We start from the raw sequence: 21,339 nt of genomic DNA on the forward strand, positions 1-21,339 counted from the left end.
GGAGATCGGAAAGCCCCTTTACGGTGGGATTCAGAGCTTACGTTGGTTTTTGGTTCCATTGCTCCCCAAACCCCATCATCCGTTTGAAAAAGCCACTTGCCGTATACGGAAACTGATTGTTATCGTTTACGTAAAGGTCATGCAGCGACCTGCGCCATAACCAAACAACAACAATCAAGGTTAGAGGGCACCCCATGGAACCAGAGTTCGTGCTGGAAACGCGCGGCCTGACCAAGGAGTTTCGCGGCTTCACCGCCGTGGATTCCGTCGATCTGAAGGTCCGTCAGGGTCACATCCATGCGCTTATCGGCCCCAACGGCGCCGGCAAGACCACCGTATTCAATCTGCTCACCAAGTTCCTTACGCCCACCCGTGGCGAGATCCTCTATCGCGGCAAGAACATCACCTCGATGAAGGCCAACGAGATCGCCCGGCTCGGCCTGGTGCGCTCGTTCCAGATTTCCGCGGTGTTCGGCCACATGAGCGTGCTGGAGAACGTGCGTGTCGCCCTACAACAGAAGATGGGCAATTCCTTCCATTTCTGGAAATCCGAACGCAGCCTGCGCGAGCTGGACGATCAGGTGATGCAGCTGCTCGCCGAGGTGGACCTGCAATCCTTCGCCCAGACCCTGGCAGTCGAGCTGCCCTACGGGCGCAAGCGTGCGCTGGAGCTGGCCACCACCCTGGCACTCGACCCCATCGTGCTGCTGCTCGACGAGCCGACCCAGGGCATGGGCAGCGAGGACGTCGACATGGTCGTCGAGCTGGTGCGCAAGGCCGCGGCCAAGCGCACGGTATTGATGGTCGAGCACAACCTCAGCGTGGTCAGCCGCCTGTGCGATCGCATCACCGTGCTGGCGCGTGGCGCGGTGCTCGCCGAGGGCGACTACGACAGCGTTTCGGCCAACCCGCAGGTGCGCGAAGCCTATCTCGGCAGCGAAGCCGCGACACTCGAGGAGGCGCACGCATGACCCCACCCATGGACCGCGATCAGCTGCGCGTCAGCGATCTGCACGCCTTCTACGGCGAGTCGCACATTCTTCACGGCGTCGATCTGGTGGTCGGCCGTGGCGAGCTGGTGACCTTGCTCGGGCGCAACGGCGCCGGACGCACCACCACGCTGCGGGCGATCATGAACATGGTCGGGCGCCGCACCGGCTCCATCGTGGTCAACGGCAACGAGACCATTGGCATGCCGGCCCACCAGATTCCGCGGCTGGGCGTCGGCTACTGCCCGGAAGAGCGCGGCATCTTCTCCAGTCTGAGCGTCGAGGAAAACCTGCTGCTGCCGCCCACGGTGCGCAGTGGCGGGATGAGCCTGGACGAGCTCTACGAAATGTTCCCCAACCTCTACGAGCGCCGTTTCAGCCAGGGTACGCGGCTGTCGGGCGGCGAGCAGCAGATGCTGGCCATGGCGCGCATTCTGCGCACCGGCGCCAACCTGCTGCTGCTCGACGAGATCACCGAAGGCCTGGCGCCGGTCATCGTGCAGAAGCTCGGCGAGGTACTGATCAAGCTCAAGCAGCGCGGTCTGACCATCGTCCTGGTGGAGCAGAACTTCCGCTTCGCCGCGCCATTGGCCGACCGCCATTACGTCATGGAACACGGCCGCATCATCGAAGAGATCGAGGCGGCGGAGCTGGATTCGAAGAAGGATTTTCTCAATTCCTGTCTCGGGGTGTGAACCTCAGGAAGCTGTAAAACGGCCGCAGTGGATGCCGGCCCGAACCACAACAAAAACAATCGAGAGTGGTGAATACATGAGCTTTTTCCGCAAGAGCGCGAGCGCCATCCTGGCTTCTTCCCTGATCGCTTCGGCCGCCCAGGCCGAGATCAGCAACGACGAAATCCGCATCGGCTATCTGGCCGACATGTCCGGCACCTACCGCGACCTCTCCGGCCCGGGCGGCCTGGAAGCGCTGAAAATGGCGGTCGAGGATTTCGGCGGCACGGTCGACGGCAAGAAGGTCGTGGTCTTCCACGCCGATGATCTGAACAAGCCGGACGTCGGCGCCAACACCGTGCGTCAGTGGATCGACGAGCGCAACGTCGACATGGTGACCGGTATGGTCGCCAGTTCCGTGGTGCTGGCGGCGAGCAAGGTGGTGGAGCAGGGCGGCAAGCTGGCGCTGATCTCCGGCGCGGCAGCCTCCAGCATCACCAACGAGTTCTGCTCGCCGAACCACATCCACTGGACCTACGACACCTACGCGCTGGCCAACGGCACGGCCAAGGCGGTGCTCGCCGACGGCGGCAAGAGCTGGTACATCCTCACCGCCGACTACGCCTTCGGCCACGCCATGGAAGCCGACATCACCAAGGTGGTGGAAGGCGACGGTGGCAGCATCGTCGGCAAGGTCCGCCATCCGTTCCCGAGCAACGATTTCTCCTCCTACATGCTGCAGGCGCAGGGTTCCGGGGCCGAGGTCATCGCTCTGGCCAACGCCGGCGCCGATACCGTCAACTCGTTGAAGACCGCCAGCGAGTTCGGCGTCACCCAGTCCGGGCAGAAGCTCGCCGGCATGGTGGTGTTCCTCAACGACATCCACGCCATGGGCCTGGACGTGACCCAGGGCCTGATGCTGACCACCGGCTGGTACTGGGACATGAACGAGGAAACCCGTGCCTGGGCCCAGCGCTATTACGAGCGCACCAAGCGCATGCCGGGCATGGTGCACGCCGGCATCTACTCGGCGACCATCCACTACCTGAACGCGGTGAAGGCCGCCGGTACCGACGACACCGTGGCGGTGCGTGCGCAGATGGCCAAGACGCCGGTCAACGACATGTTCGCCAAGGATGGCCGCATCCGCGAGGACGGCCGCATGGTGCACGACATGTACCTGGTGCAGGTCAAGACACCGGCCGAGTCCAAGGGCGAGTGGGACCTGTACAAGATCGTTCGCACCATCCCCGGCGACCAGGCCTACCGGCCGATCGCCGAAACCCAGTGCAGCAAGCTGGTCGCCAAGGACTGACCGGCTGATCCGCGTCATCACCCGGCCGGCGGCGGCCGGGTGCCACGGACTTCCTTTGGGTGGTGAACCATGACTCTCGTATTCGGCGTACCCCTGAGCGTGCTGCTCGGGCAGTTGCTGCTCGGCCTGATTAACGGGGCGTTCTACGCGCTGCTGAGCCTGGGCCTGGCGATCATCTTCGGTCTGCTGCGCATCATCAATTTCGCCCACGGCGCGCAGTACATGCTCGGCGCCTTCGTCGCCTTCCTCGGGCTGAACTACCTGGGCGTGAGCTATTGGGTCGCGCTGGTGCTGTCGCCGCTGCTGGTGGGCTGCCTCGGTATGGCCATCGAGCGCGGGCTGCTGCGCCGCATCGCCAATGAGGACCATCTCTACGGACTGCTGCTGACCTTCGGCCTGGCGCTGATCGTCGAGGGCAGCTTCGTCAAGCTGTTCGGCGTGTCCGGCTCGTCCTACCCGATGCCGGAACTGCTGCGCGGCGGCTTCAACCTCGGCTTCATGTTCCTGCCGACCTACCGCGCCTGGGTGATCGTCGCCGCGCTGGTGGTCTGCCTGGCGACCTGGTACGTGATCGAGCGTACCCGCCTGGGCTCGTACCTGCGTGCCGGCACCGAGAACCCCAAGCTGATGCAGGGCTTCGGCATCAACGTACCGCTGCTGGTGACCCTGACCTATGGCTACGGTGTGGCCTTGGCCGCCTTCGCCGGCGTGCTGGCCGCGCCGATCTACGCGGTGACCCCGGGCATGGGCTCGAACCTGCTGATCGTGGTGTTCGCCGTGGTGGTGATCGGCGGCATGGGCTCGATCCTCGGCGCCATCGTCACCGGCATCGCCATGGGCCTGATCGAGGGGCTGACCAAGGTTTTCTATCCGGAAGCGGCCAACACCGTGGTGTTCCTGGTCATGGTGGCGGTGTTGTTGATTCGTCCTGCGGGACTCTTCGGTAAGGAGGCATGAGCATGACGAATCCGGCAAATGTGCAGGCCGCATCGCTGCGGCAGGCCAGTGTGGTACGCGAGCGCAGGCACGCGGCGGCGCGGCGGCAGAAGATCTTCTATGCAATGTTGCTGGCGATCGCACTGCTGGCGCCGCTGGCGGTGTATCCGGTGTTCCTGATGAAGCTGCTGTGCTTCGCCCTGTTCGCCTGCGCCTTCAACTTGCTGCTGGGCTACGCGGGGCTGCTGTCCTTCGGCCATGCGGCGTTCTTCGCCAGCGGTGGCTACATCACCGGCTACATGCTGAGCAGCTACAGCGGGCTCAGCACCGAGCTGGGCATCCTCGCCGGCACCCTGGCCTCGACGGTGCTCGGTGCGCTGTTCGGCATGCTGGCCATCCGGCGGCAGGGCATCTACTTCGCGATGATCACCCTGGCGCTGGCGCAGCTGGTGTTCTTCGTCTTCGTCCAGGCGCCGTTCACCGGCGGCGAGAACGGTCTGCAGGGCGTGCCGCGCGGGCATCTGTTCGGCCTCGTCGACATGCAGAACAACATGGCCATGTACTACTTCGTGCTGGCGGTGTTCGTGCTCGGCTTCGCCATCATCCAGCGCACCATCCATTCGCCTTATGGCCAGGTGCTCAAGGCGATCCGCGAGAACGAGCCGCGCGCGGTGTCGCTGGGCTACAACGTCGATCGGCACAAACTGCTGGCGTTCGTCATCTCCGCCGCGCTGGCGGGCCTGGCCGGTGCGACCAAGACCGTGGTGTTCCAGCTGGCCTCGCTGACCGATGCGCACTGGCACATGTCCGGTGAGGTGATCCTGATGACCCTGCTCGGCGGGGTCGGCACCATCCTCGGGCCGCTGGTCGGCGCCACCGTGGTGGTGACGTTGCAGAGCTACCTGTCCAACGGGCCGCTGGGCGAATGGGTGCACGTGATTCTCGGGGTGATCTTCGTGCTCTGCGTGCTGCTGTTCCGCTCCGGCATCGTCGGCTGGTTGGAGCGGTTGGTGAAGCGCAACTTCAAATGATGCGGCGCTGCGCGGCCGTCCGGTTTGCGCCGGACGGTGCCGCCATCGGCGAACCCGTTACCGGGATACGTGCCTAACCTCCCAGGCCCCTTTTCAGAGGACAGAGCCATGCCTGGCACCGAACCGCAAGTGCAGCCGCAACCCACCTGGCCTTGGCGAGCCGACGAATCGCCCCTCAACGACCTCGACGACGCCGAGAACGATACTGACTTCGACGGGCCGGACGAGTTGCCGGATGAAGTGCTGGAGCAACTCGAGAAAGTCGCTCCGCCGCCGGATCCGATGCCTGACCCCGGTCCGCTGTAAAAAACTCCGGCATTCGGCTGAAACGAAAGGGCCCCGACGAGTCGGGGCCCTTATCAAGCATGCGGACGCTTAGACCTTGTCATGGGGCTGAATTAGCCTGGCTCGGCTTGAAATACAGCGTTTCGCCACGGTGCAGGTCGACAAGGCTGGCGTGGTCTCTACCCACTTCGGCCTCGACCGGCTCGATTTGGTTGGCGACCCTGAGCGTTACCCGTGTGAGTGCACCTAGCGGACGCACGTCCCGAACCTCGCCTGCGTAATAGCCCTCTCCGGCGGATGAGCTCAGGGAAACCTCGTGCGGGCGGAACAGCACGCTACGCTGATCGTCCAGCTGCAGGCGATTGGCGTCGCCGAGAAAGTGATAGACGAACTCGCTGGCCGGGTTGGCGTAGACCTCCGCCGGGGTGCCGATCTGCTCGATCACGCCCTTGTTCATCACCACGATGCGGTCGGCGACTTCCATCGCTTCCTCCTGGTCATGGGTAACGAACACCGATGTGAGGTGCACATCCTCGTGCAGGCGGGCCAGCCAGCGACGCAGTTCCTTGCGTACCTTGGCGTCCAGCGCGCCGAACGGCTCGTCGAGCAACAGCACCTTGGGCTGGACTGCCAGCGCGCGGGCCAGGGCGATGCGCTGGCGCTGACCGCCGGAGAGCTGCTCGGGGTAACGGTCGGCGAGCCAGTCGAGCTGCACCAGGCCGAGCAATTCGTGCACCTTCTCGGCGATCACTGCATCGCTCGGGCGCTGCTTCTTCGGCTTCATGCGCAGGCCGAAGGCGACGTTCTCGAACACGGTCATGTGGCGGAACAGCGCGTAGTGCTGGAAGACGAAGCCGACGTTGCGGTCGCGCACATCGCGGCTGGAGACGTCTTCGCCGTGGAACACGATGCTGCCGCTGTCCGGGGTTTCCAGCCCGGCGATGATGCGCAGCAGGCTGGTCTTGCCGCAGCCGGACGGGCCGAGCAGAGCGACCAGTTCGCCGCTCTGGATGTGCAGGTTGATGGCGTTCAATGCCTGGAACTGGCCGAAACGCTTGTTGATGTTGCTGATTTCGATCGACATGGTCAGTCCTCGGCGTTGGCGTGCAGGCGGGCGATACGCGACTCGCTCCACTGCTTGAGCAGCAGGATCACCAGCGCCAGGGCCAGCAGCAGGCTGGCCACGCTGAACGCGGCGACATGGTTGTATTCGTTGTAGAGAATCTCGACGTGTAGCGGCAGGGTATTGGTCAGCCCGCGGATATGGCCGGACACCACCGACACCGCGCCGAACTCGCCCATGGCCCGCGCGGTGCAGAGCACCACGCCGTAGACCAGGCCCCATTTGATGTTCGGCAGGGTGATGTGCCAGAACATCTGCCAGCCGCTGGCGCCGAGCAGCCGCGCGGCTTCCTCCTCGGTGCTGCCCTGTTCCTGCATCAGCGGGATCAGCTCGCGGGCGACGAAGGGCACGGTAACGAACAGCGTCGCCAGCACGATGCCCGGCACCGCGAAGACGATCTGGATGTCGCGATCACTCAGCCATTCGCCGAAATAGCCCTGGGCGCCGAACAGCAGCACATAGATCAGGCCGGCAATCACCGGCGAGACCGAGAAGGGCAGGTCGATCAGCGTGACCAGCAGGCTCTTGCCGCGAAACTCGTACTTGCTCACGCACCAGGCGGCGGCGACGCCGAACACCACATTCAGCGGCACCGAGATGCCGACGGCGAGCAAGGTCAGTCTCAGCGCGGCCAGGGCGTCGGGCTCGAAGATGGCGCTGAAGAAGGTGCCGAAGCCCTGCTTCAATGATTCGCTGATGACGACTACCAAAGGCAGCAGCAGGAACAGCGTGAACACCAGCCAGGCGGCGACGATCAGCAGCCGACGGCCGAGGGCGTTGCCGCGGCGCGTGGCATTGGCGCTGGTATTGGCGGTCACCGATAGGGAAGCGGAAGTCATTTCGATGGCCTCTTCAAGAACGCGCGATGCGGCGCTGCAGCAGGTTGATGAGCAGCAGCAGGATGAACGACACCACCAGCATCAGTACGCCGATGGCCGTGGCGCCGGCATAGTCGTACTGGTCCAGCTTGACCATGATCAGCAGCGGCAGGATCTCGGTCTTCATCGGCATGTTGCCGGCGATGAAGATCACCGAACCGTACTCGCCAACGCCGCGGGCAAAGGCCAGGGCGAAGCCGGTCAGCCAGGCGGGCAGCAACGCCGGCAGCAGCACATGGCGAACCACCTGCAGCGGACGCGCGCCGAGGCAGGCCGCGGCTTCTTCCACTTCACGCGGGATATCGGCCAGCACTGGCTGGATTGTGCGCACCACGAACGGCAGCGTGACGAAGGTCAGCGCCAGGGTGATGCCCAGCGGGCTGTAGGCGATCTTGAAACCCAGCGCTGTGGCGAACTGGCCGATCAGCCCGTTCGGCGCATACAGCGCGGTCAGCGCGATACCGGCCACGGCGGTGGGCAGGGCGAAGGGCAGGTCGATCATCGCCTCGATGATCTTGCGGCCGGGAAAGCGATAACGCACCAGCACCCAGGCCAGCAGCGTGCCGATGATGCCGTTGAGCACGGCGGCGGCGAAGGCGGTGCCGAAGCTCAGCTTGAGTGCCGCCAGCACGCGTGGCGCACTGACGATGGCGATGAACTGCGCCCAGCTGAGTTCGGTGGTCTTGAGAAACAGTGCACCCAGGGGAATCAGCACCAACAGGCTGAGGTACACCAGGGTGTAGCCCAGCGTCAGCCCGAAGCCGGGTATGACGGAGGTAGATCGGGACATGGAAGTTGCCTTTTATTCGAGCGACTGGCGCAAGCGTCACGAGGGCGTGCAGGGTGGACGTCGCCTTTCATGTCCGGCATCGCCCTCCGTGCGGGGGGCGATGCTGGATCGGTAAAGCGTGATCCACCCTACGAACTGTCGAGTAATCTCAGGGCTGAAGCGTCGCGAGTGCAGCCGCTTCAGTGCGCCTGATAGATCTGGTCGAACACCCCGCCATCGTTGAAGTACTTCGGTTGCGCGGCCTTCCAGCCGCCAAAGTCCCCGTCGATGGTGACCAGCTTCAGCGCTGGGAACTGATCCTTGAACTCGGCGGCCACGGCCTCGTTGCGCGGTCGATAGAAGTGCTTCGCCGCGATACGCTGGCCGTCCTCGCTGTACAGGTAGTTCAGGTAGGCCTCGGCAACATCACGCGTGCCCTTGCGCTCGACGTTCTTGTCCACCACCGCCACCGGTGGCTCGGCAAGGATGGACAGCGAAGGCGCGATGATCTCGAAGTCTTCGCCGCCCTGTTCCTTCAGTGCCAGGAAGGCTTCGTTCTCCCAGGCCAGCAACACGTCGCCGATGCCGTTGTTGACGAAGGTGACGGTCGAGCCGCGGGCGCCGGTATCCAGCACCGGCACGTTCTTATAGAGGGACCCGACGAATTCCTGGGCTTGCTCTTCGGTGCCGTACTTCTGCTGGGCATAGGCCCAGGCGGCAAGGAAGTTCCAGCGTGCGCCGCCGGAGGTCTTCGGGTTCGGCGTGATCACCTCGACGCCCGGCTTGACCAGGTCATCCCAGTCCTTGATGCCCTTCGGGTTGCCCTTGCGCACCAGGAACACGATGGTCGAGGTATAGGGCGTACTGGCTTGCGGCAGACGGGTCTGCCAGTCCTCGGGGATCAGCTTGCCGAGGCGGTGCAGCTCGTCGATGTCACCGGCCAGCGCCAGGGTCACCGCGTCGGCACGCAGGCCGTCGATCACCGCGCGGGCCTGCTTGCCCGAGCCGCCATGGGACTGCTGGATCTTGATCGGCTCATGGCCCTCGGCCTGCCAGTGCTTGTTGAAGGCTTCGTTGAATTCCACATAGAGCTCGCGTGTCGGGTCGTAGGACACGTTGAGCAGGGTGTCGGCGGCCAGCGCTTGGCCTCCAATCAGTGCGCTCGCCAGGGCGGCGAGAGCAAAACGGCGAATGGACATGGTGCAGCTCCTGAAAACAGATCGTTTTTTGGTGTTGGCTGTTACTGAATTCGGTGTCGGGGCTTTCAGCTCCGCATTCGCGGACGACAGCTGCAGTACCGGTGCGTGTTCATGGTCTTGGCTCGTTTCATGGTCACGCCCTCCGGTGGTCCAGTCGGGCTGATGGATGGGGTAGTTGGGAGTCAGGCGTTCTTGCCGGTCGGCTGCAGGCGAAACTTCTCCTTGCGCTCGATCTGCACGACCTGGCCGTTGTGCACGGTGATTTCCACCGAGCCGAACTTCAGGCCGTTCAAGGCACTGTGAATTTCGCGCAGGATGCTGGCTTCGTCCTGCCCCTCAAGGTTGCGAATGGTCGCGGTCATTACTGTTCTCCGTTAAAACCTTTTGTGACGACCGGAACGGCCGTAGCCAGCAAGGCGTGGAGCGGATAATAGGGATAGACGAAATATTCTTAAAAATATTGTTTAAGAACATTTATAGATTTATATGGAATAAGCAGGCGATTCGTTGGTTTGTGTTTTGATAGTCATAAAAAGAATAAACAAAGAATTCTTTATTCTTTTTAATTGGATTCTGTGTCTGTCTAGACTGGCTGCCATGAATCACAGGAGGCGCCGATATGCGCAGCATCCGTTATCTGATCGTGCCGGGTTGGCACGGCTCGTCCGATGAGCACTGGCAGAGCCATTGGCATCGCACCCTGCCGGGCAGCGCTCGGGTGGAGCAGCAAGACTGGCTTGCACCGCGGCGCGAAGACTGGGTCGCCGAGCTGCAGCGCAGCATTGCCGCCAGTGTCGAGCCGGTCATCCTGGTGGCGCACAGCCTGGGCTGCATCACGGTTGCGCACTGGGCAGCGCAGGCGCCTGCGGAGCTGCTGCAACGGTTGCGCGGTGCCCTGCTGGTGGCACCCGCGGATGTCGAACGTAGCGGTTGCCCGGAACCCTTGCGCAACTTCGCGCCAATTCCTCGCCAGCCCCTGCCATTTGCCAGCCTGCTGATCGGTTCGGACAGCGACACTGCGGCGAGTGCCGCGCGTGCCGTCGAGATGGGCCGCGACTGGGGCAGCGAGACCGCGATCCTGCCTGGTGCCGGGCATATCAACGTGGCCTCCGGGCATCGGCGCTGGGAACAGGGCTTCGCCAGCCTGTACCGCCTGCAGAGCCGGATCGAGCGACAGGCGCGCCAGCGTGCCTGAACCAGGACAACCTTTACATCAGGATAGGCATACGCCCTTTCTGCGAGCACTGTCATGAACGACCAACACCTAACGCCCTCGCTGCTGACCTTTGCTGACGAAGAGCGCAGCCCGCTGAGCATTCGAGCCAAAGCGCTGGTATTCATCGATCCCAGATCGCGGCAGCTTCGTGATGATGTCGATCGTCTGGCAAGGCTACCGATTGCGCTGCTGATCCGTGGCGAATCGGGTACCGGCAAGGAGTTGCTGGCTCGCTATGTTCATCGCGAAAGCGAGCGGGGCGGGTTGTTCGTGGCGGTCAGTTGCAGCGCGATAAGCACTACGGCCGCCGATGCGGAACTGTTCGGTTACGCCGCCGGGGCTCATGCCGCAGCGCTGAGCAGTCGGGCTGGCTGGTTTGGTTCGGCCAATGGCGGCACGCTGTATCTGGACGAGATCGGCGATCTACCGCTGAGCCTGCAGAGCAAGTTGTTGACGGCGCTGGAAACCGGAGAAGCCTGGCGTGTCGGTGCGACCAGGGCGACGCCCGTCGATGTTCGGCTAGTTGCGGCCACTAGCATCGACCTGAGCCAGGCCGTCGCTGCGGGCAAGTTCAACGAACGGCTCTACCACTACCTGAGCGATGGCCGAGTAGACCTATTGCCGCTGCGTGAGCGTATTGGGGACATCCTGCCGTTGGCCGAGTATTTTCTAGGCGTCTATGCGCAGCGTTTAAGTCTGCCCTTGCCGCAGGTCGGCCTTGCCGCGCAGCGTTTGCTCGAGACGCATGCCTGGCCCGGCAACACACGTGAACTGGAGAACGTCATTCACTTTGCGCTACTGGTCAGCCAGGGCGAAGAGTTGCTGCCCGTACATTTCAACTTTCGTGATCCGTTCGCGCAGCTTGAGGCGGACCTGTTACGCCTGGTCGGCAATGCCGATGCGCAGCAGCGATCTGCGCTGAGTCGATTGCTGCAGCAGGCTGCCAGGCAGCTTGAAGAGGTGTCGCCCGCGTAAAGCCACGGGAACGGGGCCGCTAGCGTTACATCGTTGAATCATTAGTTTCATTGCGTACCTGCCGACCAATCGGCGCGCCGCACTTGATCGTTGGCTGCTTTCGCAGCCTCCCTAAGTGATGCGCCGACTGGCGCCTTTGCATGGAGTTTGTTCTATGTCGGCAGTTGCCCCGTTTCCCATCGCCTCGGTGCAGGCCTTCGAGATTCGCCCTTTCGATGCCCCGCTGGGGGCGGAAATCATCGGTTTGGACCTGACCCAACCGTTGCACGACATCGATTTCGCTCGTGTCCATCGTGCCCATCTCGATCACGCTCTGCTGGTGTTCCGTGACCAGCGCATCACGCCCGAGCAGCAGATCGCCTTCAGCCGCCGTTTCGGCCCGCTGCAGATTCACGTGCTCAAGCAGTTTCTGCTGGCCGATCATCCGGAGATCTTCATCATCTCCAACATCATCGAGAACGGTCAGCCCATTGGGCTGGGCGATGCCGGAAAGTTCTGGCATTCGGATCTTTCCTACAAGGAATTCCCCAGCCTGGGTTCCATGCTGCTGGCCCAGGAACTACCGGAGGAGGGTGGCGACACCCTGTTCGCCAGCCAGCAACTGGCCTATGAAACCCTGCCCGCCGAGCTGCGCCAGGCCATCGAGGGCAAACGCGCTGCACATTCCTACACCGCGCGTTACGCCGATGAAGTGTTCGCCGGCATTCGCCGCCCGACCCTGACCGAGGCGCAATTGGCCGAGGTCAAGGCAGTGGTGCATCCGCTGGTGCGCACCCACCCGGAAACCGGGCGCAAGGGCCTGTTCGTCAACGAGAACTTCACCACGCATATCCTCGACATTCCTGAAGACGAGAGCCGGCAGATCCTCGCCGAGCTGTATGCCCATAGCGCCAGGCCCGAGTTCATCTACCGCCACCAGTGGCAGCCGCACGACATGGTGTTCTGGGACAACCGCGCGCTGATCCACCTGGCTACCGGTTGCCCGAGCCACCTGCGCCGGCGCATGCACCGCACGACCATCCAGGGCGATGTGCCGTTCTGATTGACCGCAACACCGTCATTTCCCTTTTCGCTTGCATCCCGAATGGAGTCACACCATGTCTCTAGGCAAACGCTTTTCCTTCATTCCGCGTTTTGGCCGACTGGCCAGCGGCATCGGCCTTTCCCTCAGCCTGCTGGCCGGTACCCTGGCCGCGCCGCAGGCGGCTCATGCCGAGGGGCAGATCCGCATCGCCGAGCAGTTCGGCATCGTCTATCTGCTGCTCAACGTGGTGCGTGACCAGCAACTGATCGAGAAGCACGGCAAGGCCGACGGCCTGGAGATCAAGGTGGAGTGGCAACAGCTGTCCGGCGGCGCGGCGATCAACGATGCGCTGCTGTCCGGCGCCATCGACATCGCCGGTGCCGGCATCGGCCCGCTGCTGACCGTGTGGGACCGCACTCAGGGCCGGCAGAACGTCAAGGGTGTGGCCTCGCTGGGCAACTTCCCCTACTACCTGGTGAGCAACAACCCCAACGTCAAGACCATCGCCGACTTCACCGAAAAGGACCGCATCGCCGTGCCGGCGGTGGGCGTGTCGGTGCAGTCGCGCTTCCTCCAGTACGCCGCGGCCAAGCAGTGGGGCGACGACCAGTACGACCGCCTGGACAAGTACACCGTGGCCCTGCCGCATCCGGATGCCACCGCCTCGCTGCTGTCCGGCGGTACCGAGCTGACCGGGCATTTCGCCAATCCGCCGTTCCAGAACCAGGCGCTGAAAAATCCGAACGTGCATGTGGTGCTCGACACCTACGAGCTGCTCGGCCCTAACTCGCCGACCGTGCTCTATGCCACCGAGAAATTCCGCAAGGACAACCCCAAGACTTACAAGGCCTTCGTCGCCGCGCTGGCCGAGGCAGCCGAGTTCGCCCAGCACGACAAGGCCGCGGCAGCCGACACCTACATCCGCGTGACCGGGGCGAAGATCAGCCGTGAGGACCTGCTGAAGATCATCGACAACGAGCAGTTCCAGTTCAGCGTGACGCCGACCAACACCTACCCCTTGGCCGAGTTCCTCCAGCGCGTGGGGGCGATCAAGCACAAGCCGGCTTCCTGGCAGGACTATTTCTTCGAAGATGCCGCCATCGGCCAGGGAAGCTGAACCATGAATGCCTTACTGCAAGGCCACACGGCCAGCATCGCGCAACAGCACACCAATGCCTTCGACACCCTGCTGCAGGTGGAGCAGGTCAGCCTCGAATACCGCACCCCGCAGCGCGTGGTGCGCGCCACCCACGAAGTCAGCTTCGAGGTGGATCGTGCCGATCGCTTCGTGCTGCTTGGCCCTTCGGGGTGCGGCAAGTCCACGCTGCTCAAGGCGGTGGCCGGCTTCATCGAGCCGGTCGGCGGCAGCATCCGCCTGGATGGCGCCGAGGTGCGCGAGCCGGGCCCGGATCGCATCGTGGTGTTTCAGGAGTTCGACCAGTTGCCGCCATGGAAGACGGTCAAGCAGAACGTCATGTTCCCGCTGCTGGCCTCACGCACCCTGGGCCGCCGCGATGCCGAAGAGCGGGCGCTGCACTACCTGGAGAAGGTCGGCCTGGCCGCCTTCGCCGATGCCTATCCACACACCCTGTCCGGCGGCATGAAGGCACGCGTGGCGATTGCCCGTGCGCTGGCCATGCAACCGAAGATCCTGTTGATGGACGAGCCCTTCGCCGCGCTCGATGCACTGACCCGCCGCAAGATGCAGGAGGAGTTGCTGCAGTTGTGGGAGGAGGTGCGCTTCACCCTGCTGTTCGTCACCCACTCCATCGAGGAGGCGCTGATCGTCGGCAACCGCATTCTGCTGCTGTCGCCGCATCCGGGGCGGGTTCGGGCGGAGGTGGGCAGTCACCAGTTCGATCTGCACAGCCTGGGCGGCGCGGCGTTCCAGCAAACCGCTCAACGCATTCATCGCCTGTTGTTCGACGAAGACAGCGAGGAGGGCGCCCGCGCCGCTGCCGAGCTGGGTTTCCATGACATCCGCATCGCCTACTGAGGAGCGTGCACCATGAGCCTTTCCCCCGCACGGCGTGAGGATTACGAGATTCCCCTGCAGCCTCTGCCCGATCTCAAGCTGGAGCGCGAGCTGCCGCTGGTGCAGCGGCTGTGGCAACAGGGCTGGCTGCGCAAGGCCCTGATCCTGATCGCCCTGGCGCTGATCTGGGAACTAGCGGCGCGTTACCAGGGCAATGACCTGCTGCTGCCCAGTTTCCTGCAGACGGCCAGGGCCTTCTTCGAGGGCATCGGCAGCGGCGAGCTGCTGGAGAAGGTGGCGATTTCCCTGTCGGTGCTGGTCAAGGGTTATCTGGTCGGTATCGCCCTGGCCTTTGCGCTGACCACCCTGGCGGTGTCGACCCAGCTGGGGCGCGATCTGCTGTCCACCCTGACCTCGATGTTCAACCCATTGCCGGCCATCGCGCTGTTGCCGCTGTCGCTGCTGTGGTTCGGCCTGGGCGAAAACAGCCTGATCTTCGTGCTGGTGCACTCGGTGCTCTGGGCGCTGGCGCTGAACACCTATGCCGGCTTTCTCGGCGTCTCGGAAACCCAGCGCATGGCTGGGCGCAACTATGGCCTCAAGGGCTTGCGCTTCGTGCTGTTCATCCTGATTCCCGCGGCGCTGCCGTCGATCCTCGCCGGGCTGAAGATCGGCTGGGCCTTCGCCTGGCGCACCCTGATCGCCGCCGAGCTGGTGTTCGGCGCCTCCAGCGGCAAGGGCGGCCTTGGCTGGTACATCTTCCAGAACCGCAACGAGCTGTACACCGACAAGGTCTTCGCCGGTCTTGCCGCGGTGATCCTCATCGGCCTGCTGGTGGAGAACCTGGTGTTCGCCACGGTCGAGCGGCTGACCGTCAAGCGCTGGGGGATGCAGCGATAAGACGCTGCATTCGCCGCGCCGGGTGAGCGCGATCCGCCTATTCGATTCGAACCACAACCACACACTTAACCGCCTGGCCGGCCAAGGTCAGGTACACAGGAGCGTCCCATGAAAAAATCCCCTCTCGCCGCAGCCGTTGCGCTGCTCGGCACCCTCGCGCTGCCGCTGGTGGCCCAGGCCGAAGGGCAGATCAGCATCGCCCAGCAGTTCGGCATCGGTTACCTGGTGCTGCACGTGGTCAAGGACCAGCAACTGATCGAGAAGCACGCCAAGGCCCAGGGCCTGGACGAGATCGAGGTCGAATGGCGCACCATCTCCGGCGCCACCGCGATGAACGAAGCGCTGCTGGCCGGCGCCATCGACGTGGTTTCTGCCGGTGTGCCGCCGATGCTGACCGTCTGGGATCGCACCCATGGTCGGCAGAACGTCAAGGCAGTGGCGGCGCTCGGCTCGCTGCCCGGCTACCTGCTGAGCAATCGCGAAGAGGTGAAGACGCTGGATGACCTGTCCGAGAAGGACCGCATCGCCGTGCCTGCCGCCGGTGTCGGCTTCCAATCGCGCACCCTGCAGATCGAGACGGCCAAACGCTACGGCAATGACGATTTCCAGCGCTTCGACAAGATTTCCGTCAGCCTGCCGCACCCGGACGCCACCGCCGCGCTGACCAAAGGTGGCTCGGAAATCACCGCGCACTTCTCCAGCCCGCCGTTCCAGTACCAGGCGCTGGAGAACCCCAAGGTGCACAAGCTGATCAGCAGCTACGACATCCTCGGTGGCCAGGCCACGTTCAACGTGCTCTACGCCACCGAGAAATTCCACGACCAGAACCCGAAGACCTACAAGGCCTTCTACGACGCGCTGGTGGAAGCCGAGCAGATCATCAAGGCGGACAAGGCCGCAGCGGCCGAGACCTACATCCGCGTGGAGAACTCCAAGCTGCCGCTGGACTTCGTGAAGAAGATCATCGACGACCCGGAGAACGACTTCACCGTGTCACCGCAGCGCACCTTCATCTACGCCGAGAAACTGCATGAGCTGGGTGTGCTGAAGAACAAGGCCGACTCCTGGAAGGACTACTTCTTCGAGGAAGCCTACGCCAACCCGGGCAGTTGATCGCCCGCCATGCGCGTTCTCCGTAGGGCGGATGACGCTCTTTTCATCCGCCACTGGCTGACTCGGCGCCTCGGTGGATGGAAAAAGCGCCATCCACCCTACGATCTGGCCCGCCATAACGGTGGATCGATGAAGCGTGATCCATCCTACGTACTGATTGGTGACCCATTTCATGCCCTACAGCTATCTGTCCCACCTCTACTGCCCCAAGACCGACGAGCGCCATGATGCCGAGCGCATCCAGCAGCTCAGCGCGGTCGGCGCGCCGCTGCTGGTCGCCTATGACCTGGACGGTCTGAAACGAAGCTGGAGACCCCGCGACCTCATCGGCCGCGAGGCCAACCTGTGGCGCTACCATGAACTGCTGCCGGTGCGGGATGCGAGCAACGTGGTCAGCCTCGGCGAGGGCTTCACGCCATTGTTCGCCACGCCGCGCATCGGCCGCGACCTGGGTATCGACGATCTCTGGCTGAAGGACGAGGGCATCATCCCCACCGGCTCGTTCAAGGCCCGTGGCGCCGCCGTTGTAAGCTCGGCAAGCTGCTTCATCGTTGTTATCCGCATTGAGGAGTTGAAGGTCCTCTGCCCATCAGAGCGTTCTTCGAGGGACAGATGCGGCAACCCTAAGATTTAACAGAACTTTAAGGTCAAGCAGCTAGATCGATGAGATTGTTTCAAAGCGATAACGCGTCGAAGCAAGTACAAACGCCATTGACATTAAAGTGAACTTTAAGATTAAGGTCGCCGCTGGCTCAACCGAGGAAGCGTCCATGACCCTGTTCGATCCCCTTGTCCTGCCCAATGGTTCGACTCTGCCCAACCGCATCGCCAAGGCGGCGATGGAAGAGAACATGGCGGACGCCGACCACGCCCCGTCAGAGCATCTGCTGCGCCTCTATCAGGCCTGGGCCGAGGGTGGCAGCGGCCTGCTGATCAGCGGCAACGTGATGGTCGACAGCCGCGCCATGACCGGGCCGGGTGGCGTGGTGCTGGAAGATGAGGCACAACTGGCAAGGTTCGAGCGTTGGGCACGCATCGGCCGGGCCAAGGGGGCGCAGTTCTGGCTGCAGATCAACCATCCCGGACGGCAGATGCAAGCCAACCTGGGCCAGCCGACTTGGGCGCCCTCGGCCGTTGAGCTGGAACTGGGCAACCTGTCCAAGCGCTTCGCCACGCCGCAGGCGATGACCGAGGCCGTGATCGAGGACGTGATCGAACGCTTCGCCCGTAGCGCTCGCCTGGGTGAACGGGCCGGTTTTACCGGGGTGGAAATTCATGCCGCCCATGGCTATCTGCTCAGCCAGTTCCTCTCCCCGCTGACCAACCAGCGCAACGACCGATGGGGCGGCTCGCTGGACAACCGCGCGCGTCTGCTGCTGGAGATCGTCAAGGCGGTACGCGCCGTGGTCTCACCGCGCTTCGCCGTAGCGGTCAAGCTCAACTCGGCGGACTTCCAGCGCGGCGGCTTCAGCGCGGACGATGCACAGCAGGTGGTGTGCCTGCTCAATGAGCAGGATGTGGACCTCGTCGAACTGTCCGGCGGCAGCTACGAGGCGCCGGCCATGCAGGGCCAGGCACGCGACGGCCGCACCCTGGCACGTGAGGCCTACTTCCTGGAATTCGCCCGCGAGATCCGCGCGGTGGCGAGCATGCCGATCATGGTCACCGGCGGTATCCGCCGCGCACCGGTGGCGCAGGACGTCCTGGCCAGCGGCATCGAGATGGTCGGCATCGGTACCGCCTTGGCCATCGACCCGAACCTGCCACGCGACTGGCAGCTCGGTCTCGGCAGCGCACCACAACTGCCGCCGATCACCTGGAAGAACAAGATGCTGGCGTCGCTCGCCAATATGGCCGTGGTCAAGTATCAGCTGCGCAAACTCAGCCGGGGACGAGACAGCCAACCCGGCGTTTCACCGCTGTGGGCACTGCTGGTACAGCAAGTGGCCGATATATTCCGCACCCGGCAATATCGGCGTTGGATGGCGCAGCGCACGGTAAGCCGGGGGCAGAGCGTCAGCACCTCGCCATCCTGAGGCATCAAGAGATCGACCTTGGCGCTGGCAGTAGCCGCAGCCAGTGCCACGCGGCTGCCCGGGCTGTGGCTGATGGCCTCCAGCTGATTGGCCACGACCGCCGCACCGCTCAGCGGGCAAACTCGATCGACGTCGTCGATGCCCATGATGATGTCGCCGCCCAGGTCGAGCGACAGCGGCAACCTGCCGCTTTCGCCACATGGGGGAGGGGAGTGCTTATAAGGTATTGGGTTGCGGCGTAGCGATAGAGCTGTCCGATCGCATTGGGATCAGATCGCCGCGGAATCGCTGCCAGTCGCACGCGTGCTCCGCTAGGAAGCACGCGTAGGCATCAAGATGCTTCATCAAACCTTTGCGGTCTCAATGTCACATCTTGGATTGGTGACTTTGTCCAAGGCCCAGAGACTTGTAGTCCCGAGGCCCTCACTGCTTGATGTCCATAGGCTGGCAGACAAAGGGTGAAGGCCAATGCATGTGCCCTATACGTTGAAGCGGAAGTGCATCACGTCGCCGTCCTTGACGATGTATTCCTTGCCTTCCAGGCGCCACTTGCCGGCTTCCTTGGCGCCAGCTTCGCCCTTGTACTGGATGAAGTCGTCATAGGCGATGACTTCGGCGCGGATGAAGCCTTTCTCGAAGTCGGTGTGGATCACGGCGGCGGCCTGCGGAGCCGTAGCGCCGATCTTGACGGTCCAGGCGCGAACTTCCTTGACCCCGGCGGTGAAGTAGGTCTGCAGGTTGAGCAGCTGGTAGCCGGCGCGGATCACGCGGTTCAGGCCAGGCTCGTCCATGCCCATGGTCTCGAGGAACATCTGCATCTCTTCCAGATCGTCCAGTTCGGCGATCTCGGCCTCGATCTTGTTGCACACCGGCACGACGATGGCGCCTTCTTCCTCGGCGATGGCGTTGACCACGTCCAGGTGCGGGTTGTTCTCGAAGCCATCCTCGGCGACGTTGGCGATGTACATCACCGGCTTGGTGGTCAGCAGGTGGAAGGTCTTGGCCAGGCGCTTTTCCTCGTCGCTGAAGTTCTTCAGCAGGCTGCGCGCCGGCTTGCCTTCGGTGAGATGCGGGATCAGCTTCTCCAGCAGCGCCTTCTGCGCCACCGCTTCCTTGTCGCCGCCCTTGGCGGTACGGGCGACACGCTGCAGCTGCTTCTCGCAGCTGTCGAGGTCGGCCATGATCAGCTCGAGGTCGATGATCTCGATGTCGCGCTTGGGATCGACGCTGTTGGCGACGTGAATGACGTTCTCGTCTTCGAAGCAGCGCACCACGTGGGCGATGGCGTCGGTTTCGCGAATGTTGGCGAGAAACTTGTTGCCCAGGCCTTCACCCTTCGAGGCGCCGGCGACCAGGCCGGCGATATCGACGAACTCCATGGTGGTCGGAATCACCCGCTCCGGCTTGACGATCGTCGCCAGCGCGTCGAGACGCGGATCGGGCATCGGTACGATGCCGCTGTTCGGCTCGATGGTGCAGAACGGGAAGTTCTCCGCCGCGATGCCGGATTTGGTCAGGGCGTTGAACAGGGTGGACTTGCCGACGTTGGGCAGACCGACGATGCCGCAGTTGAATCCCATGGTGATCTTGCCTCGGAGTTAGGTTCAGGCCTTCTGGCTGTGCAGGCGCTGCATCGCACGGGTCCAGTCGCCGGCCAGGATTTCCGGCACGACGTCGAGCGCGAAGTCGATGCTGGCGTCGAGCTTTTCGCGCTCGGCCTGCGGTGCACGACCCAGGACATAGCCGCTGACCAGGCTGGCGTGGCCAGGATGGCCGATACCCAGGCGCAGGCGATGAAAGCCGTTCTGATTGCCGAGCTTGGCGATGATGTCGCGCAGCCCGTTGTGTCCGCCATGACCGCCGCCCTGCTTGAGCTTGGCGACGCCGGGCGGCATGTCGAGTTCATCATGGGCGACCAGGATGGACTCGGGGGGAATTCGGAAAAAACCGGCCAGTGCCGCCACCGCCTGACCGCTGCGGTTCATGTAGGTAGTGGGGATGAGCAGGCGGATGTCTTCGCCCTGATGGCTGAACTTGCCGACTAGGCCGAAGTACTTTCGATCATTGCTGAGCGAGACGCCCTCGCGGGCAGCCAGGCGCTCAACGAAAAGGGCCCCCGCGTTGTGCCGGGTCTGGTCGTATTCAGGGCCTGGATTTCCCAGGCCGACGATCAGTTTTACGGCAGTCACGACGGGGGCCTCTTCTTCGACTATGCGAGTGGATTACTCGGCAGCGTCTTCTTCTTTCGGAGCGTCTTCCTTGCTCACGCGCGGTGCGTGAACGTTGGCAACCGGCAGGTCGCTGCCGTGGGCCAGGGCGACCAGCTCAACGCCTTTCGGCAGCTTGAGGTCGGTCATGTGCAGGACCTGGCCGACTTCGACCTTGGCCATGTCGACTTCGATGAATTCCGGCAGGTCTTGCGGCAGGCAGGACACTTCGACTTCGTTGAGGTTGTGCAGGATCTCGCCGCCTTGCTGCTTCACGCCAACCGAGGTTTCCTGGTTGATGAAGTGCAGGGGTACGGTAGCGGTCAGCTTGTGGCCGGCAACGACGCGCACGAAGTCGGCATGCAGGACGAAGCTCTTGGCCGGATGGCGCTGCAGGGCCTTGATCAGAACGGATTCGGTCTGGCCGTCAACGTTCATGCTCAGCACGTGGCTGAAAGAGGCTTCGTTTTCCAGCAGCTTGGCCAGATCTTTGGCCAGGATGCTGATGGACTGCGGGGCCTTGTCGCCACCATAGATGACGGCCGGAACCAGGGCAGCGTTACGACGCAGGCGGCGGCTCGCACCTTTCCCCAGGTCGGAACGCACTTGGGCATTCAGGGTGAAATCGGTCATTTCGTTTCTCCAGTAACAACATTACCCGTCGCGCTTGCGACCAGCGCTCGGGCTGTTGGGC

The 21,339-nt window shown here is 63.4% G+C and carries 23 protein-coding genes; 15 read left to right on the forward strand and 8 right to left on the reverse strand.

Going from position 1 to position 21,339, the window contains the following annotated elements:
* The first annotated feature begins 194 nt into the window (after positions 1-194).
* From P5704_019155 to P5704_019180, 6 genes are all read left to right on the forward strand, one after another.
* Positions 195-971 (forward strand): ABC transporter ATP-binding protein, encoded by a 777-nt coding sequence (locus P5704_019155; GenBank protein ID WOF78121.1) that lies wholly within the window; start codon positions 195-197, stop codon positions 969-971.
* A complete protein-coding gene (locus tag P5704_019160; GenBank protein ID WOF78122.1) occupies positions 968-1,684 on the forward strand; it encodes an ABC transporter ATP-binding protein in 717 nt (238 codons plus the stop codon). Before P5704_019155 ends, P5704_019160 begins: the two co-directional genes overlap by 4 nt.
* A 76-nt stretch (positions 1,685-1,760) precedes the next feature.
* Positions 1,761-2,978: an ABC transporter substrate-binding protein gene (locus P5704_019165; GenBank protein ID WOF78123.1), complete on the forward strand. Its 1,218-nt coding sequence runs from the start codon at positions 1,761-1,763 to the stop codon at positions 2,976-2,978.
* A gap of 69 nt (positions 2,979-3,047) precedes the next feature.
* Entirely contained in the window at positions 3,048-3,935 is an 888-nt protein-coding gene (locus P5704_019170; GenBank protein WOF78124.1) for a branched-chain amino acid ABC transporter permease, read from the forward strand.
* Between the two features lie 2 nt (positions 3,936-3,937).
* Positions 3,938-4,945 carry a branched-chain amino acid ABC transporter permease gene (locus P5704_019175; protein ID WOF78125.1) on the forward strand — a complete coding sequence of 336 codons (1,008 nt, stop codon included), beginning with the start codon at positions 3,938-3,940 and terminating at the stop codon, positions 4,943-4,945.
* A 108-nt stretch (positions 4,946-5,053) separates the two neighbouring features.
* A complete protein-coding gene (locus P5704_019180; protein WOF78126.1) occupies positions 5,054-5,251 on the forward strand; it encodes a hypothetical protein in 198 nt (65 codons plus the stop codon).
* Between the two features lie 79 nt (positions 5,252-5,330).
* On the opposite strand, the gene P5704_019185 is transcribed toward P5704_019180, so the two are convergent.
* The 5 genes from P5704_019185 to oscA form a co-directional block, all read right to left on the reverse strand.
* Positions 5,331-6,314 carry a sulfate ABC transporter ATP-binding protein gene (locus P5704_019185; protein WOF78127.1) on the reverse strand — a complete coding sequence of 328 codons (984 nt, stop codon included), beginning with the start codon at positions 6,312-6,314 and terminating at the stop codon, positions 5,331-5,333.
* Between the two features lie 2 nt (positions 6,315-6,316).
* On the reverse strand, positions 6,317-7,192 hold the full coding sequence (gene cysW / locus P5704_019190) for a sulfate ABC transporter permease subunit CysW (protein ID WOF78128.1): 876 nt from the start codon (positions 7,190-7,192) through the stop codon (positions 6,317-6,319).
* Between the two features lie 13 nt (positions 7,193-7,205).
* Positions 7,206-8,021, reverse strand: a complete 816-nt coding sequence (gene cysT, locus P5704_019195; GenBank protein ID WOF78129.1) for a sulfate ABC transporter permease subunit CysT — start codon at positions 8,019-8,021, stop codon at positions 7,206-7,208.
* Between the two features lie 179 nt (positions 8,022-8,200).
* Complete coding sequence (locus P5704_019200) at positions 8,201-9,199, reverse strand: sulfate ABC transporter substrate-binding protein (GenBank protein ID WOF78130.1); 999 nt, start codon at positions 9,197-9,199, stop codon at positions 8,201-8,203.
* A gap of 182 nt (positions 9,200-9,381) precedes the next feature.
* Positions 9,382-9,561 (reverse strand): sulfur starvation response protein OscA, encoded by a 180-nt coding sequence (gene oscA / locus P5704_019205; protein ID WOF78131.1) that lies wholly within the window; start codon positions 9,559-9,561, stop codon positions 9,382-9,384.
* Between the two features lie 257 nt (positions 9,562-9,818).
* Between oscA and P5704_019210 the strand changes: the two genes are divergently transcribed.
* The 9 genes from P5704_019210 to P5704_019250 all read left to right on the forward strand — a co-directional run bounded on the left by P5704_019210 (position 9,819) and on the right by P5704_019250 (position 18,438).
* Positions 9,819-10,394, forward strand: coding sequence for an alpha/beta hydrolase (locus P5704_019210; protein ID WOF78132.1), 576 nt, complete (start codon positions 9,819-9,821; stop codon positions 10,392-10,394).
* A 54-nt stretch (positions 10,395-10,448) separates the two neighbouring features.
* Complete coding sequence (locus P5704_019215; GenBank protein WOF78133.1) at positions 10,449-11,390, forward strand: sigma 54-interacting transcriptional regulator; 942 nt, start codon at positions 10,449-10,451, stop codon at positions 11,388-11,390.
* A gap of 154 nt (positions 11,391-11,544) precedes the next feature.
* Entirely contained in the window at positions 11,545-12,432 is an 888-nt protein-coding gene (locus tag P5704_019220) for a TauD/TfdA family dioxygenase (GenBank protein ID WOF78134.1), read from the forward strand.
* Positions 12,433-12,487: 55 nt separating this feature from the next.
* Positions 12,488-13,531 carry an ABC transporter substrate-binding protein gene (locus P5704_019225; protein WOF78135.1) on the forward strand — a complete coding sequence of 348 codons (1,044 nt, stop codon included), beginning with the start codon at positions 12,488-12,490 and terminating at the stop codon, positions 13,529-13,531.
* Positions 13,532-13,534: 3 nt separating this feature from the next.
* On the forward strand, positions 13,535-14,410 hold the full coding sequence (locus P5704_019230) for an ABC transporter ATP-binding protein (GenBank protein WOF78136.1): 876 nt from the start codon (positions 13,535-13,537) through the stop codon (positions 14,408-14,410).
* A 12-nt stretch (positions 14,411-14,422) separates the two neighbouring features.
* Entirely contained in the window at positions 14,423-15,289 is an 867-nt protein-coding gene (locus P5704_019235) for an ABC transporter permease (protein WOF78137.1), read from the forward strand.
* Positions 15,290-15,397: 108 nt separating this feature from the next.
* Positions 15,398-16,402: an ABC transporter substrate-binding protein gene (locus tag P5704_019240; GenBank protein WOF78138.1), complete on the forward strand. Its 1,005-nt coding sequence runs from the start codon at positions 15,398-15,400 to the stop codon at positions 16,400-16,402.
* 172 nt (positions 16,403-16,574) lie between these two features.
* A complete protein-coding gene (locus P5704_019245) occupies positions 16,575-17,036 on the forward strand; it encodes a pyridoxal-phosphate dependent enzyme (protein WOF78139.1) in 462 nt (153 codons plus the stop codon).
* 136 nt (positions 17,037-17,172) lie between these two features.
* A complete protein-coding gene (locus P5704_019250) occupies positions 17,173-18,438 on the forward strand; it encodes an NADH:flavin oxidoreductase/NADH oxidase family protein (GenBank protein ID WOF78140.1) in 1,266 nt (421 codons plus the stop codon).
* A 479-nt stretch (positions 18,439-18,917) separates the two neighbouring features.
* Here P5704_019250 and ychF read toward each other — a convergent pair whose 3' ends face one another.
* From ychF to P5704_019265, 3 genes are read right to left on the reverse strand one after another with little or no spacing between them, the layout of a single operon-like run.
* The gene (gene ychF / locus P5704_019255) at positions 18,918-20,018 is read right to left on the reverse strand and encodes a redox-regulated ATPase YchF (GenBank protein ID WOF78141.1); all 1,101 of its coding nucleotides are present in this window, start codon (positions 20,016-20,018) and stop codon (positions 18,918-18,920) included.
* Positions 20,019-20,042: 24 nt separating this feature from the next.
* A complete protein-coding gene (gene pth / locus P5704_019260; GenBank protein ID WOF78142.1) occupies positions 20,043-20,627 on the reverse strand; it encodes an aminoacyl-tRNA hydrolase in 585 nt (194 codons plus the stop codon).
* Between the two features lie 33 nt (positions 20,628-20,660).
* Positions 20,661-21,278, reverse strand: coding sequence for a 50S ribosomal protein L25/general stress protein Ctc (locus tag P5704_019265; GenBank protein WOF78143.1), 618 nt, complete (start codon positions 21,276-21,278; stop codon positions 20,661-20,663).
* Between the last annotated feature and the right edge of the window lie 61 nt (positions 21,279-21,339).

The organism is Pseudomonas sp. FeN3W (assembly GCA_030263805.2).
In the GTDB taxonomy this organism is placed as follows: Bacteria; Pseudomonadota; Gammaproteobacteria; order Pseudomonadales; family Pseudomonadaceae; genus Stutzerimonas; species Stutzerimonas stutzeri_G.

What these genes read in the sequence shown, in the direction of transcription:
- P5704_019225 (WOF78135.1), top strand. Translation starts at nt 12,488, where the DNA reads ATGTCTCTAGGCAAACGCTTTTCCTTCATTCCGCGTTTTGGCCGACTG.
- cysW (WOF78128.1), bottom strand. Translation starts at nt 7,192, where the DNA reads ATGACTTCCGCTTCCCTATCGGTGACCGCCAATACCAGCGCCAATGCC.
- P5704_019220 (WOF78134.1), top strand. Translation starts at nt 11,545, where the DNA reads ATGTCGGCAGTTGCCCCGTTTCCCATCGCCTCGGTGCAGGCCTTCGAG.
- P5704_019185 (WOF78127.1), bottom strand. Translation starts at nt 6,314, where the DNA reads ATGTCGATCGAAATCAGCAACATCAACAAGCGTTTCGGCCAGTTCCAG.
- P5704_019165 (WOF78123.1), top strand. Translation starts at nt 1,761, where the DNA reads ATGAGCTTTTTCCGCAAGAGCGCGAGCGCCATCCTGGCTTCTTCCCTG.
- P5704_019265 (WOF78143.1), bottom strand. Translation starts at nt 21,278, where the DNA reads ATGACCGATTTCACCCTGAATGCCCAAGTGCGTTCCGACCTGGGGAAA.
- P5704_019200 (WOF78130.1), bottom strand. Translation starts at nt 9,199, where the DNA reads ATGTCCATTCGCCGTTTTGCTCTCGCCGCCCTGGCGAGCGCACTGATT.
- cysT (WOF78129.1), bottom strand. Translation starts at nt 8,021, where the DNA reads ATGTCCCGATCTACCTCCGTCATACCCGGCTTCGGGCTGACGCTGGGC.
- P5704_019175 (WOF78125.1), top strand. Translation starts at nt 3,938, where the DNA reads ATGACGAATCCGGCAAATGTGCAGGCCGCATCGCTGCGGCAGGCCAGT.
- P5704_019235 (WOF78137.1), top strand. Translation starts at nt 14,423, where the DNA reads ATGAGCCTTTCCCCCGCACGGCGTGAGGATTACGAGATTCCCCTGCAG.
- P5704_019210 (WOF78132.1), top strand. Translation starts at nt 9,819, where the DNA reads ATGCGCAGCATCCGTTATCTGATCGTGCCGGGTTGGCACGGCTCGTCC.
- P5704_019230 (WOF78136.1), top strand. Translation starts at nt 13,535, where the DNA reads ATGAATGCCTTACTGCAAGGCCACACGGCCAGCATCGCGCAACAGCAC.
- oscA (WOF78131.1), bottom strand. Translation starts at nt 9,561, where the DNA reads ATGACCGCGACCATTCGCAACCTTGAGGGGCAGGACGAAGCCAGCATC.
- P5704_019240 (WOF78138.1), top strand. Translation starts at nt 15,398, where the DNA reads ATGAAAAAATCCCCTCTCGCCGCAGCCGTTGCGCTGCTCGGCACCCTC.
- P5704_019250 (WOF78140.1), top strand. Translation starts at nt 17,173, where the DNA reads ATGACCCTGTTCGATCCCCTTGTCCTGCCCAATGGTTCGACTCTGCCC.
- P5704_019245 (WOF78139.1), top strand. Translation starts at nt 16,575, where the DNA reads ATGCCCTACAGCTATCTGTCCCACCTCTACTGCCCCAAGACCGACGAG.
- ychF (WOF78141.1), bottom strand. Translation starts at nt 20,018, where the DNA reads ATGGGATTCAACTGCGGCATCGTCGGTCTGCCCAACGTCGGCAAGTCC.
- P5704_019215 (WOF78133.1), top strand. Translation starts at nt 10,449, where the DNA reads ATGAACGACCAACACCTAACGCCCTCGCTGCTGACCTTTGCTGACGAA.
- P5704_019170 (WOF78124.1), top strand. Translation starts at nt 3,048, where the DNA reads ATGACTCTCGTATTCGGCGTACCCCTGAGCGTGCTGCTCGGGCAGTTG.
- P5704_019160 (WOF78122.1), top strand. Translation starts at nt 968, where the DNA reads ATGACCCCACCCATGGACCGCGATCAGCTGCGCGTCAGCGATCTGCAC.
- P5704_019180 (WOF78126.1), top strand. Translation starts at nt 5,054, where the DNA reads ATGCCTGGCACCGAACCGCAAGTGCAGCCGCAACCCACCTGGCCTTGG.
- P5704_019155 (WOF78121.1), top strand. Translation starts at nt 195, where the DNA reads ATGGAACCAGAGTTCGTGCTGGAAACGCGCGGCCTGACCAAGGAGTTT.